Source organism: Pseudomonas sp. IT-P171 (genome assembly GCF_949767765.1).
In the GTDB taxonomy this organism is placed as follows: Bacteria; Pseudomonadota; Gammaproteobacteria; order Pseudomonadales; family Pseudomonadaceae; genus Aquipseudomonas; species Aquipseudomonas fluorescens_B.
Genome location: NZ_CATKQN010000058.1, coordinates 183,505 through 197,135, shown reverse-complemented (window position 1 = coordinate 197,135; position 13,631 = coordinate 183,505). Strand labels below are relative to the sequence as shown.

The 13,631-nt window shown below is 59.4% G+C and carries 10 protein-coding genes and 2 tRNA genes; 4 read left to right on the top strand and 8 right to left on the bottom strand.

Features of this window, described 5'->3' with window-relative positions:
• Positions 1–252 precede the first annotated feature (252 nt).
• The 8 genes from ACM6I5_RS27090 to rnr all read right to left on the bottom strand — a co-directional run bounded on the left by ACM6I5_RS27090 (position 253) and on the right by rnr (position 10,099).
• Positions 253–2,556, bottom strand: coding sequence for a YgiQ family radical SAM protein (locus ACM6I5_RS27090; RefSeq protein WP_017336266.1), 2,304 nt, complete (start codon positions 2,554–2,556; stop codon positions 253–255).
• A 249-nt stretch (positions 2,557–2,805) separates the two neighbouring features.
• Complete coding sequence (gene dnaB, locus ACM6I5_RS27085) at positions 2,806–4,200, bottom strand: replicative DNA helicase (RefSeq protein ID WP_017336265.1); 1,395 nt, start codon at positions 4,198–4,200, stop codon at positions 2,806–2,808.
• Between the two features lie 123 nt (positions 4,201–4,323).
• Positions 4,324–4,770: a 50S ribosomal protein L9 gene (rplI, locus tag ACM6I5_RS27080; RefSeq protein WP_007939577.1), complete on the bottom strand. Its 447-nt coding sequence runs from the start codon at positions 4,768–4,770 to the stop codon at positions 4,324–4,326.
• Between the two features lie 19 nt (positions 4,771–4,789).
• Complete coding sequence (locus ACM6I5_RS27075) at positions 4,790–5,683, bottom strand: hypothetical protein (protein WP_414885028.1); 894 nt, start codon at positions 5,681–5,683, stop codon at positions 4,790–4,792.
• Between the two features lie 36 nt (positions 5,684–5,719).
• Complete coding sequence (gene rpsR, locus ACM6I5_RS27070; RefSeq protein ID WP_002551829.1) at positions 5,720–5,950, bottom strand: 30S ribosomal protein S18; 231 nt, start codon at positions 5,948–5,950, stop codon at positions 5,720–5,722.
• Between the two features lie 28 nt (positions 5,951–5,978).
• Positions 5,979–6,401, bottom strand: a complete 423-nt coding sequence (rpsF, locus tag ACM6I5_RS27065; protein ID WP_003217491.1) for a 30S ribosomal protein S6 — start codon at positions 6,399–6,401, stop codon at positions 5,979–5,981.
• 315 nt (positions 6,402–6,716) lie between these two features.
• The gene (gene rlmB, locus ACM6I5_RS27060; RefSeq protein WP_017336262.1) at positions 6,717–7,484 is read right to left on the bottom strand and encodes a 23S rRNA (guanosine(2251)-2'-O)-methyltransferase RlmB; all 768 of its coding nucleotides are present in this window, start codon (positions 7,482–7,484) and stop codon (positions 6,717–6,719) included.
• Entirely contained in the window at positions 7,481–10,099 is a 2,619-nt protein-coding gene (gene rnr, locus ACM6I5_RS27055; RefSeq protein ID WP_017336261.1) for a ribonuclease R, read from the bottom strand. Before rnr ends, rlmB begins: the two co-directional genes overlap by 4 nt.
• A gap of 226 nt (positions 10,100–10,325) precedes the next feature.
• Between rnr and ACM6I5_RS27050 the strand changes: the two genes are divergently transcribed.
• The 4 genes from ACM6I5_RS27050 to ACM6I5_RS27035 all read left to right on the top strand — a co-directional run bounded on the left by ACM6I5_RS27050 (position 10,326) and on the right by ACM6I5_RS27035 (position 13,571).
• A tRNA-Leu gene (locus ACM6I5_RS27050) sits at positions 10,326–10,412 on the top strand.
• A 165-nt stretch (positions 10,413–10,577) separates the two neighbouring features.
• Positions 10,578–10,664: transfer RNA gene (locus ACM6I5_RS27045), tRNA-Leu, on the top strand.
• A gap of 331 nt (positions 10,665–10,995) precedes the next feature.
• Positions 10,996–12,006 carry an extracellular solute-binding protein gene (locus ACM6I5_RS27040; RefSeq protein ID WP_414885027.1) on the top strand — a complete coding sequence of 337 codons (1,011 nt, stop codon included), beginning with the start codon at positions 10,996–10,998 and terminating at the stop codon, positions 12,004–12,006.
• The gene (locus ACM6I5_RS27035; protein ID WP_414885026.1) at positions 12,006–13,571 is read left to right on the top strand and encodes an ABC transporter permease; all 1,566 of its coding nucleotides are present in this window, start codon (positions 12,006–12,008) and stop codon (positions 13,569–13,571) included. Before ACM6I5_RS27040 ends, ACM6I5_RS27035 begins: the two co-directional genes overlap by 1 nt.
• Positions 13,572–13,631: the final 60 nt, after the last annotated feature.

The following is a 13,631-nucleotide window of genomic DNA, read 5'->3' as shown; positions in this document are numbered from 1 at the left end:
GTTTGGGGGAGTTGCACGCATTTGTGGCGCAGGAGTGAGTGTACGCCGTCATTGTGGCGAGGGCGCTTGCTCCCGCTGGGGCGCGCAGCGGCCCTGAATCAGGTAATGAGTCCCTTCCATCAAGACGTGCCAGCTGGTTTGCGACTGCTTCGCAGTCGAGCGGGAGCAAGCGCCCTCGCCACAGGTGATCACCGATCCAGAAACGCAGAACGCCAACCCGAAGGTTGGCGTTCTGTTGTCAGCGGTCAGTGTTTACCGTGGTACCACCGGCTTGCGCGCAGGCTTGGGTCCTTTGCCTTTGGCCGCATCCTTGCGCTCCTTGGCTGCCTGCTGGTTGCGGGCGAATGCCGCCGCCTTGGCCTGTTCACGCTTGTCCCACGGGTTGCCGCCATCGCTGGCACGCGGTGGCAGGCCAGTGTGCTGGGTCAGGATCTTGGTGGTCTTCTCACCCGCCACTTTATGGCTGCCCGCCGGCGTCGAGTTCTTGCGACGGGCACTCTGATAGCTGTCGGTCGCCGGCTGATGCAGCGGAATCAGCTGGTTCTTGCCTGGCCCGATCAGGTCGGCGCGGCCCATGCGGGTCAACGCTTCACGCAGCATCGGCCAGCCTTTCGGGTCGTGGTAACGCAAGAACGCCTTGTGCAGACGACGCTGCTCTTCGCTCTTGACGATGGTCACGGCGTCGCTCTTGTAAGTGACCTTGCGCAGCGGGTTCTTGCCCGAATGGTACATCGCGGTGGCGGTGGCCATCGGCGACGGGTAGAACGCCTGCACCTGGTCGGCGCGGAAGCCATTGCCCTTGAGCCACAGGGCCAGGTTCATCATGTCTTCGTCGGTGGTGCCCGGGTGAGCGGCGATGAAGTACGGAATCAGGTACTGCTCTTTCCCGGCTTCCTTGGAGTACTTCTCGAACATGCGCTTGAACTTGTCGTAGCTGCCGATGCCCGGTTTCATCATCTGGTTGAGCGGACCTTCCTCGGTGTGTTCCGGGGCGATCTTCAGGTAACCACCGACGTGGTGGGTCACCAGCTCCTTGACGTATTCCGGCGACTCGACCGCGAGGTCATAACGCAGGCCGGACGCGATCAAAATCTTCTTCACACCCGGCAAGGCACGGGCGCTGCGATACAGCTGGATCAGCGACGAGTGGTCGGTGTTCAGGTTCGGACAAATACCCGGGAACACGCACGATGGCTTGCGGCACGCGGATTCGATTTCCGGGCTCTTGCAGGCGATTCGGTACATGTTCGCGGTCGGGCCGCCGAGGTCGGAAATGACGCCGGTAAAGCCTGGGACCTTGTCGCGGATCTCTTCGATTTCGCGAATGATCGACTCTTCGGAACGGTTCTGGATGATCCGGCCTTCGTGCTCGGTGATCGAGCAGAACGTGCAGCCACCGAAGCAGCCACGCATGATGTTCACCGAGAAACGGATCATGTCGTAGGCCGGGATTTTTTCCTTGCCGTACGCCGGGTGCGGGATACGTGCGTAAGGCATGCCGAACACGTAGTCCATTTCTTCAGTGGTCATCGGAATCGGCGGCGGGTTGAACCAGACGTCGACTTCGCCATGCCTCTGCACCAGTGCACGGGCGTTGCCCGGGTTGGTTTCGAGGTGAAGCACACGGTTGGCGTGAGCATAAAGCACCGCGTCGCCACGGACCTTTTCAACCGATGGCAGACGAATCACGGTCTTGTCGCGAGTCATTTTCGGGCTCGCCAGGATCTGCACGACCTTGGCTTCGCTCGGGTCTTCAACCGGGCCCTTTTCCTGCTCGATGGCGCAGGCCTGAGTGTCCTGGGTGTTCACGTACGGGTTGATGATCTTGTCGATCTTGCCCGGACGGTCGATGCGCGTGGAATCGACTTCGTACCAGTCTTTCGGCGTATCGCGACGGATGAACGCGGTGCCGCGCACGTCGGTGATGTCTTCGATCTTGTGACCGTAGGACAGACGCTGGGCAACTTCGACGATCGCACGCTCGGCGTTGCCGTAGAGCAGGATGTCAGCGCAGGCGTCGATCAGGATCGAGTTGCGCACCCGGTCCTGCCAGTAATCGTAGTGAGCGATGCGGCGCAGGGACGCTTCGATGCCGCCAAGCACGATCGGCACGTTCTTGTAGGCTTCCTTGCAGCGCTGGCTGTAAACGAGGCTCGCACGATCCGGACGTTTGCCCGCCAGGCCACCGGGGGTGTAGGCGTCGTCGGAACGGATTTTCTTGTCGGCGGTGTAGCGGTTGATCATCGAGTCCATGTTGCCGGCCGCGACGCCGAAGAACAGGTTCGGCTCGCCGAGTTTCATGAAGTCGTCTTTGGACTGCCAGTTCGGCTGGGCAATGATCCCGACGCGGAAGCCTTGCGACTCCAGCAGCCGGCCGATGATCGCCATGCCGAACGACGGATGGTCAACGTAGGCATCACCGGTGACGATGATGATGTCGCACGAATCCCAGCCAAGCTGATCCATCTCCTCCCTGCTCATTGGCAGGAATGGCGCTGGACCGAAACATTCGGCCCAGTACTTGGGATAGTCAAATAACGGCTTGGCTGTTTGCATGACGATGACCGGTGTTGAGATGAAAAATCGCGGGCGCGGAATATAGCACAAAAAATAACCAATTCCGACGGCTATGGTCGGAAATGTCGGTGGTTGTTTTGAGCGCCGATCTTAAGTCACGCCTTTGTGGCCAGGGAGCTTGCTCCCGCTGGGTTGCGAAGCGGCCCCAAGATCTTGTGAGCGCTGCGCACTCAAGCGGAAGCAAGCTCCCTCGCCACAAAAGCTGCTTTGCCACAGGTTTTTGCCGGGTTACTCGTCGTCGAAGTTGTAGCTGCCCGGCGCCAGGTTTTCGAAGCGGGTGTACTTGCCGATGAACGCCAGTCGCGACGTGCCGATCGGGCCGTTCCGCTGCTTGCCGATGATGATCTCGGCGATGCCTTTGTGCTCGGTTTCCGGGTGATACACCTCGTCCCGGTACACGAACATGATGACGTCGGCATCCTGCTCGATCGCTCCGGATTCCCGGAGGTCGGAGTTGATCGGGCGTTTGTTCGGTCGTTGCTCCAGGGAGCGGTTGAGCTGTGACAGCGCCACCACCGGGCAATTGAATTCCTTGGCCAGGGCTTTCAAGGAACGGGAGATTTCGGAAATCTCGTTGGTCCGGTTGTCACCACCGGAACCCGGAATCTGCATCAATTGCAGGTAGTCGATCATGATCAGCGCGACATCGCCGTGCTCACGCACCAGGCGCCGGGTCCGCGCGCGCATTTCCGAAGGGCTGATACCCGCCGTATCGTCGATGAACAGCTTGCGGTCGTTGAGCAGGTTGACCGCCGAGGTCAGGCGCGGCCAATCGTCGTCGTCCAGTCGACCGGCACGGACCTTGGTCTGGTCGATGCGGCCGAGGGACGAGAGCATACGCATGATCAGCGACTCACCTGGCATCTCGAGCGAGTACACCAGCACGCACTTGTCGCTGCGTAGCACGGCGTTTTCCACCAGGTTCATCGCAAAGGTGGTTTTACCCATGGACGGACGGCCGGCGACGATGATCAGGTCGGCTGGCTGCAGGCCGCTGGTCTTTTCATCAAGGTCGGTGTAACCCGTCGACAGGCCAGTGATGGCGTTGTCGGTGTTGAACAGGGTGTCGATGCGGTCGATTGCCTTGGTCAGCAGGTCATTCACGCTCACCGGGCCGCCGGTTTTAGGCCGGGCCTCGGCGATCTGGAAAATCTGACGCTCGGCTTCGTCGAGAATCTCTTCAGCGGTGCGGCCTTCCGGGTTGAAGGCGCTGTCGGCAATCTCGGTCGCGATGCCGATCAGTTGCCGCAGCGTTGCCCGCGCGCGGACGATCTGCGCATAGGCCTTGATGTTGGCGACGGACGGCGTGTTTTTCGCCAACTCGCCGAGGTAACCGAGGCCGCCGACCTGCGAAGTCTGACCTTCCTTGTCCAATTGCTCGGCAAGGGTCACGACGTCGATCGGGGAGTTCTGGTCGGCGAGCTTGGCGATCGCGCGGAAGATCAGGCGGTGGTCATGCCGGTAGAAATCGCCGTCGGAGACTTGATCGAGCACACGTTCCCAGGCGTTGTTGTCCAGCATCAGACCACCGAGCACAGCCTGTTCGGCCTCGATGGAATGCGGCGGCACCTTCAGGGCAGCGGTTTGCAGATCGTATTGCTCGGGAGCGGAGATATCGTTCATGGCCACTAGGTTTATTTAAGAAAAGCTGGGGGGGGTTCAGAAAGACAAAGGGCACGACCTGTAAACAGGATCGTGCCCGATGTTACCGACAAGCACCCGAGGGTGCCAGCCGACAAGTGCTGCTTAAGCTGCTACCACGACAACGCGTACGGTGGCTTCAACTTCGGCGTGCAGGTGCACGGCTACGTCGAATTCGCCTACGTTGCGGATGGTGCCGTTCGGCAGACGAACTTCGCTTTTGGCAACTTCAACGCCAGAGGCGGTCAGTGCATCAGCGATGTCGTGAGTACCGATCGAACCGAACAGCTTGCCTTCGTCACCAGCGGTGGCAGTGATAGTCACTTCCAGCTCAGCCAGTTGGGCGGCACGGCTTTCAGCCGATGCTTTACGGTCTGCTGCGGCTTTTTCCAGCTCAGCGCGACGCTCTTCGAACGCAGCCAGGTTGGCTGGGGTCGCGGCGGTAGCTTTGCCGTAAGGCAGCAGGTAGTTACGACCGTAACCAGCCTTAACGTTCACTTTGTCACCCAGGTTGCCCAGGTTGGTGACTTTTTCCAGAAGGATCAGTTGCATGTGAAAATCCTCTTAACTTTTAACCTTCACCGTTCGCGTTATCGGGGTCTTTCGACACCAGACGACCGCGAAAATCAATCAGGCTGTCGACGATGGCCAGAACCACCAGCAACGGATAGATCAGCTGCATGAACAGCAACAGCGTGACGTACAACCCCACCAGCCAGAACCTGGACAGTCGCTTTTGCGCCACCAGCCCGTGAATCAGGGCCAGCCCGGCGAACACCAGCGGTACGCTGCACAACGGCGTCAACATGGCCATCTGTGGACCGATGTTCGGCCCCAGAAGCATGCACGCCAGCAGCAACATCGCTGGTAAAAGCGGGAATCGGATGGCGCGAAACTCGCGACCAAAACCACCCGGGTTGTACAACAACGCCTGCCAGTAGCGCCCGACAATCAGGCTCAGCACACTGACGATTTGCAACAAGGCCGCAATCAGGCCGGTCAGGACCGGTGCAATCAGGGACGCAAAATGCGCTTGCTCGTCTACCGACAACTTCTGGTAAACATCACCGAGTAGCGACGGCATGACCTTTATCAAGGCCTGCGCCAGCATCTCGATTTGGGGAGCAAAAGCTGTCCCCAGCACCACTGCAAACACCACTCCCATCGCTATGCTGACCAGCAGCACGCGGTTCCAGGACTCGCTTGCGCGCAAAACCAACGCAAGGCTCGAAGACCCCAGCAGCACCAGAAGTGCCCGTGGGTCATCGGAGTAAAGCCACCAGATCAACGCCGGCAGCAGTCCCAGAGCAAGTACGCCAAGGGCGTCCTTCAATCCGCGCCGCAGGAGCACAAGGCATCCGGCGGCAGCACCCAACCAATACAACAACGGCAATGTTGCGCATCCAGCCACTACGAGAGTGGCCTGCATACGGCCGCGCATGATGAACTCAGCTAAGGCACGCATGCTTTCAATCCTTTGCTACGTGTCGACTGCCCGGTCTCAGCGGCCGTGGCTGTCGGTGTAGGCCAGCAGGGCCAGGAAGCGGGCGCGCTTGATAGCGGTGGCCAGCTGACGCTGATAACGTGCTTTGGTACCGGTGATGCGGCTTGGAACGATTTTGCCGGTCTCGGATACGTAGGCTTTCAGAGTGTTGAGATCTTTGTAATCGATCTCTTTCACGTCTTCAGCGGTGAAGCGGCAGAATTTACGACGACGGAAGAAACGTGCCATTTGATAGGCTCCTTAAAAGGTCCGTGGATTACTCGTCAGCGTTATCGCTGTTGTCGCTGTCATCACTATCAGCGCTTTCAGCGCCTTCGTGCTCAGGACGGTCGCGACGCTCACGGCGCTCACTGCGGTTTTCTTCAGCCTTGAGCATCTCGGATTGGCCGGTAACGGCTTCTTCGCGACGGATGACCAGGTTACGGATCACTGCATCGTTGTAGCGGAAGTTGTCTTCCAGCTCGGCCAGGGCCTTGCCAGTGCACTCAACGTTCAGCATCACGTAGTGAGCCTTGTGAACATTGTTGATTGCGTAGGCCAGTTGACGACGGCCCCAATCTTCCAGACGGTGGATTTTGCCGCCGTCTTCTTCGATCAGCTTGGTGTAACGCTCAACCATGCCGCCGACTTGCTCGCTTTGATCCGGGTGGACCAAAAAGATGATTTCGTAATGACGCATGAATGCTCCTTACGGGTTGTAGCCTGCCGCTCAAAAGCGGTCAGACAAGGAGTGAATGACACTTATGGACTTGCCTGCGATAGACACATGCGTGCCTGCCGTCACAGCAAGGGGCGCAATTGTAGAGAAGGGACAGAAGAGGTGCAAGGCAATTGGTGATTATTTGAACAGTTCGTTCACACCGTTCCTTTTCGCCCTGACACAAACCACTGTGGGAGCGAGCTTGCTCGCGATGAGGACGCAACATTCAATATTTATGCTGAATGTTACACCGCTATCGCGAGCAGGCCCGCTCCCACAGGGATTACAACCGCTTTAAGACTTTTTGCCGCCCGCTGCAGCCTTGACGCTGCGCTGGCGCTGGGCTTCGAACAGGCAAACGCCAGTCGCCACGGACACGTTGAGACTGCTGACGCTGCCGGCCATCGGCAGGTGCACCAGGTAGTCGCAAAGATCGCGAGTCAGGCGACGCATGCCGCTGCCTTCCGCGCCCATGATCAGAATGGTCGGGCCGGTCATGTCTTGCTGATACAGACTCTGCTCAGCCTCGCCCGCCGTACCGACGACCCACAAGCCGCGCTGCTTGAGCTTTTCCAGGGTACGCGCCAGGTTTGTCACCGCGACCAACGGAATCACTTCCGCTGCGCCACAGGCCACTTTTCGTACCGTCGGGGTCAGCGTGGCCGACTTGTCTTTCGGAACGATCACCGCCAACGCGCCGGCCGCATCGGCCGAACGCAGGCAAGCGCCAAGGTTGTGCGGATCGGTCACGCCGTCAAGCACCAGCAGCAGCGGCGCCCCGTCGGTACGATCGAGCAGCTCGTCGAGCATCGCCTCACCCCAGACCTGGCTCGGGCTCACGTCCGCCACCACGCCCTGGTGCACACCTTCAACCCAGGCATCGAGTTCACGACGCTCGGCGTTGCCGACAGCTACGCGATTTTCCGCAGCGAGCTGGATCAGCGTCTGAACCCGCGGATCACTGCGGCCTTCAGCCAGCCAGATCTGCTTGACGCGTTTCGGGTGGTGACGCAGCAATGCTTCTACCGCATGTACGCCGTAGATTTTTTCCAACTGACTCATGACTTGGCCTTAGGTTTACGCGCCCCGCCGCTTTTGGCTGGGGCCGAGCCCGCTTTCGGCGGGCCTTTACGGTGCTTGCTTGGCTTGCTGCCGGGAGCCTTGTCAGGCGCCGACCGCCCGGTCTTTCCCCCAGACGCCGCTTTACCACCGCTTTTCGCTTCAGACAGCAACGCCTGCTTCAGTTCACGGCTTTTACGCAGCTCAGCGTTTTTCGCCGCAGCATCGCTCGGGCGATAGGCTTCGACCGCCTTTTCCTTGGCAGGACGACGACCGGTTTTCGCCGGCGCCGGCTCAGCAGCCGTTTTCGCAGCAGGTGCAGCGGTTTCAGTCCCGCGCTTCTTGCGGCCGATCGGTGCGCTGATGGTTTTTTCAGCCATCTCGAAGTCGATCTTGCGCTCGTCGAGGTCGACGCGCATCACGCGCACTTCAACGGTGTCGCCAAGGCGGAAGCTGCGACCGGTACGCTCACCGGCGAGGCGATGGTGCACAGGGTCGAAGTGGTAGTAATCGCCCGGCAGCGCGGTGACGTGCACCAGGCCTTCGACGTAGATATCGGTCAGTTCGACGAACAGGCCAAAACCGGTCACGGCAGTGATCACACCCGGGAACGATTCGCCCACGCGATCTTTCATGAACTCGCACTTGAGCCAGTTCACCACGTCGCGGGTCGCTTCGTCGGCACGGCGTTCGCTCATAGAGCATTGCTCGCCGAGCTGTTCCAGCGCCGCTTCGTCGTACGGATAGATGCGCGCTTTCGGAATGGTCATCGCGCCGGCACGGCGAACGTGCGGGGTGTTCTGCTTGGAATGGATGACGCTGCGGATCGCCCGGTGCGTGAGCAAGTCCGGGTAGCGACGGATCGGCGAGGTGAAGTGGGTATAGGCTTCATAATTCAGGCCGAAGTGGCCCTGGTTATCAGCGCTGTACACCGCCTGGCTCAACGAGCGCAGCATGACGGTCTGGATCAGATGGAAATCCGGACGGTCCTTGATGCTCGCCAGCAAGGCCTGGTAATCCTTCGGCGACGGGCCATCCTTGCCTTTGTGCAGGGACAGGCCGAGCTCACCAAGGAAGGCACGCAGTTTTTCCAGACGCTCCGGCGGCGGACCATCGTGGACGCGATACAGCGCAGGAATTTCGTGCTTCTTCAGGAATTCGGCGGTGGCCACGTTGGCCGCCAGCATGCATTCCTCGATCAGCTTGTGCGCATCGTTACGAACGGTTGGGCGGATTTCGGCAATCTTGCGCTCGGTCCCGAAGATGATCCGGGTTTCCTGCGTTTCGAAATCGATCGCGCCACGCACGTGACGAGCGGCCAGCAGCACTTTGTACAGTGAGTAAAGCTGCTTCAGATGCGGCAGAACGTCGTTGTACTCGCCACGAAGCTGACGCGCCTCGGTGAGTTTCGGCGTTTCCAGCATCGCGCTGACCTTGTTGTAGGTCAGGCGGGCATGGGAGTGAATAACTGCTTCGTAGAAGCAGTAGTCGGTCATCTCACCGGTTTTGGAGATGGTCATTTCGCAGACCATGGCCAGGCGATCGACGTGCGGATTCAGCGAGCACAGGCCGTTGGACAGCTGCTCGGGCAGCATCGGCACGACGCGCTCCGGGAAGTAAACGGAGTTGCCGCGAACCTGGGATTCGTTATCCAGTGCCGAACCGATCTTCACGTAGCTGGAAACGTCGGCAATCGCCACGTACAACTTCCAGCCGCCGGAGAACAGGCGCAGCTTGCCAGGCTTGGCTTCGCAGTAAACCGCGTCATCGAAGTCGCGCGCATCTTCACCGTCGATGGTCACGAACGGCAGATGACGCAGGTCGATGCGCTTCTCTTTGTCTTTCTCTTCAACTTCAGGCTTGAGCTTGGCGGCTTCTTTGAGCACCGCCTCAGGCCAGACGTGAGGAATATCGTAGGTGCGCAGGGCAACGTCGATTTCCATGCCCGGCGCCATGTAGTTGCCCACGACCTCGACCACGTCGCCTTGCGGCTGGAAGCGTGGGGTCGGCCAGTGAGTGATCTTCACTTCGACGAACTGACCGATCTTGGCGTTGGCATTGCGGCCCGGCGTGACCAGCACTTCCTGCTGGATCTTCGGATTGTCCGCCACCACGAAGCCGATACCGCCCTCTTCGAAGTAACGGCCGACGATGGTTTCGTGAGCGCGGGAGACCACTTCGACGATCATGCCTTCACGGCGACCGCGACGGTCCAGGCCGGAAACACGCGCCAGGGCACGGTCACCATCGAACACCAGACGCATTTGCGCCGGGCTCATGAACAGATCGTCACTGCCGTCGTCCGGGACCAGGAAACCGAAGCCGTCACGGTGACCGCTGATGCGGCCCAGGATCAGGTCGAGCTTGTCCACCGGCGCATAGGTGCCGCGACGGGTATAGATGAGTTGAGCGTCGCGCTCCATGGCGCGCAGGCGGCGGCGCAGGGCTTCGATCTGGTCTTCTGTGGTCAGACCAAACTCTTCGACCAGTTGCTCGCGGTTAGCAGGCGAACCCCGATCAGCAAGGTGCTGAAGGATCAGTTCGCGGCTAGGAATAGGGTTATCGTATTTTTCCGCTTCACGAGCGGCCTCGGGATCGAGGGACTGCCAATCGGCCATTAGAGAGTTTTCACCTTGTCTATATGCGGGTTAGTTTGGCATAGGCGTAATGAAACGGGAAATTTCAGGCTATGAGCGCCCATCTAAAGCCCTTTATCGACACCGAAAAGCTTACTTGAATGCCACTGGTAATATTTTTCAGGTTTTTTTGATGCCAGGGGTTTACAGTTAAAAAGACGCTCCGTATAGTGCGCGCCATCGACGACGCACTAGCGCTGTCGATACTGCCCAGATGGTGAAATTGGTAGACACGCCAGCTTCAGGTGCTGGTGACCGCAAGGTCGTGGAAGTTCGAGTCTTCTTCTGGGCACCAATTTCGAGCTTGAGATTAGTTCAATTTCAAGGCTCACACAAAAACCCGCGAAAGCGGGTTTTTGCATTCCAGGCTTCTGATTTATTAAAACCAAATCAGGGGTTTACAGATCAAAACGCTCTCCGTATAGTGCGCCACATCAACAGCGGCAACGCTGAAGATTATGCCCAGATGGTGAAATTGGTAGACACGCCAGCTTCAGGTGCTGGTGACCGCAAGGTCGTGGAAGTTCGAGTCTTCTTCTGGGCACCAATTCAAATTCAAGGTCACGACCTTGAATTTCACAGAAACCCGCGAAAGCGGGTTTTTGCGTTTCTGGCTTTCGAAAATACATGAAGGCTTTTGTGGCGAGGGAGCTTGCTCCCGCTGGAGAGCGAAGCGCTCCCGACCTATTTCAAAATTGACACCGCGCGCTCAGGATCAACGACTGCTTGGCAGCCGAGGGGAGCAAGCTCCCTCGCCACACAGATCTGAACCAGCCCCCTCTAGCAAAACCCTTCCAGCGCCGCAAGGCGCACTTGAGAACCAATATCGTTTATCATTGTTGCAAGATTTTGCAATGCGACAGTGAGGAACCCTGCGAATGATGTTTCGAAATACCCTGCGCCGCGGCCTGACCTTCACCCTGCTCGGCCTGGCACTCGCCACCTCCCTCACCCAGGCGGCTGATCCAGTTTCCCTGACACTCTATAACGGCCAACACAAGGAAGTCGGCGACGCCGTCGCCAAAGCCTTTGAAGCCAAGACCGGCATCCACGTCAATGTGCGCAAAGGCAGCAGCAACCAGCTTGCCAGCCAGGTCGTCGAAGAAGGCGATCGCTCCCCCGCCGACGTGATCTACACCGAAGAATCGCCGCCGCTGAACAAACTGGGCGAACAGGGCCTGCTGGCACAAACCGATGCCGCCACCCTCGCCGTCCTGCCCAAAGACTACGTCGCCGGCAATGGCACCTGGATCGGAATTACTGCACGAGTCCGCGTCGTTGCATTCAACCCCAAGCTCATCGATGAAAAAGACCTGCCGAAATCGGTGATGGAATTCTCCGACCCGAAATGGCAAGGCAAGGTCGGCTTCGTGCCCACCAGCGGCGCGTTCCAGGAACAAGCCGTGGCGATCATCAAGGTGCACGGCATGGACGCAGCCGAAGAATGGCTGACCGGCCTGCGTGCGTTCGGCAAGACTTACAGCAATAACATGGTGGCGCTGAAAGCCGTGGAAAACGGCGAAGTCGCCACCGTGCTGGTGAACAATTACTACTGGTTCGCCTTGCAGCGTGAAAAAGGCCAGCTCGACTCGAAACTGCACTACTTCACCGGCGGCGACGTCGGCGGACTGATCACCGTTTCCAGCGCTGCCGTCCTGAAATCCAGCAAACACCCAAAAGAAGCCCAGCAATTCCTCGCCTACATGGCCAGCGAAGAAGGTCAGCGCGTGATCACCCAGACCACCGCCGAATACCCGCTGCACAAAGGCATGCAATCGGATCGCGGCCTCAAGCCGTTCAGCGAACTGCAAGCGCCGAAAGTCACGCCGGCCGACCTTGGCAACGCCGAAGAAGCCCTGGACCTGGAACGTGACGTTGGCTTGAACTGATGGGCGCATCGTTATCAGCCCCTGCGTCTCGCGGGGCTTACGTGCCACGGCGCAAGCGGCCTTCGATCTGGCTGTTGTTACCGGTTTTGCTGCTGGTGGTGCTCAGTCTTTTACCGCTGGCATACGTCGGGCTCAAGACCTGGCAGGCCGGCTGGGCCGAGGCACTGCATCTGTTGTGGCGACCTTATGTGTTCGGCCTGCTGCGCAATACCCTGGCATTGATGGTGGGCGTGACGGTTGCCTGTGGCGTGATCGGCCTCTCGCTGGCCTGGCTGCTTGAGCGCAGCAACTTGCCCGGACGGCGTTTGTGGGGCGTGATCCTGTGCCTGCCGTTCGCGGTGCCGGCCTTTGTCAGCAGCTTCACCTGGGTTTCGTTGAGCGCCCACTTCGAAGGTTTGGGCGGGGCGATCCTGGTGATGACCCTGTCCAAGTATCCGCTGATTTTTTTACCGGTTGCGGCGACCCTGCGCAATCTTGACCCCTCTCTCGAGGAGTCCGCACGGACGCTTGGACAGAATCGCTGGGGTGTATTCTTCAAAATCACCCTGCCACTGCTCTGGCCGTCGCTGCTTGCCGGCTCGTTGCTGATTGCCCTGCACATGCTCGTGGAATTCGGTGCGCTGTCGATCATCGGCTTGCAGACATTCACCACGGCGATCTATCAGCAGTTCGAACTGGAATTCAGCAACGCCAACGCGGCGATGCTTTCCGCTGTGTTGCTCGCGCTATGCCTGATGCTGCTATGGCTTGAACTGCGAGTCCGCGGTAAAGGCCGGCACGTGCGCACCGGCCAGGGCGCCGCACGACAAGCGGAACAGGTTCGATTAGGGCCCTGGGCTGTCGCCGGACAAATTTATTGCCTGGCACTGGCGATCATCGGCAGCGGGATTCCCTTGGGGATGCTGGCGTACTGGCTGGCGGTCGGTTCTTCAGCGGCGTTCCCGGTGGCAGCGATCAGCGAGGCACTGCTTTCTTCTCTGGCGCTATCGCTGGGTGGCGCAGCGTTGTGCCTGGTGCTGGCGGTGCCGGTGGGCTTGTTGGTGGTGCGCTACAAAGGCCAACTGGCGATCTGGGCCGAGCGATTGCCGTATCTCCTGCATGCGCTGCCAGGACTGGTGATTGCGCTGACGCTGGTGTATTTCGCGCTGCACTACGTGCCGGTGCTGTACCAGACCTCGGCGTTGCTGCTGATCGCTTATGCGCTGCTGTTTCTGCCGCTGGCTCAGGCGCCGATTCGTACGGCATTGAACAAGGCTGCGCCGCAGCTGGAAGAGGCGGCTCGCACGCTGGGGGCCTCATCCTTCAGTGCGTTTTGCCGGGTGACCCTGCCGATTATTTTCCCGGCACTCGGCGCGGCGTTTGCGCTGGTGTTTCTGGACGCGATGAAGGAGCTGACGGCGACGTTGCTGCTGAGTCCGACCGGACTTAATACGTTGGCGACGGAAGTTTGGGCGCATACCGCGAACGTAGAGTTTGCGGCGGCGGCGCCTTATGCGGCGTTGTTGATATTGGTGTCGGGGCTACCGGTTTATCTGCTTACAACGCGAATGTACCTGAGCCGCTAACAAAGCAAAAAAGATCGCAGCCTTCGGCAGCTCCTACAGGGAAACGCATATTCCTGTGCA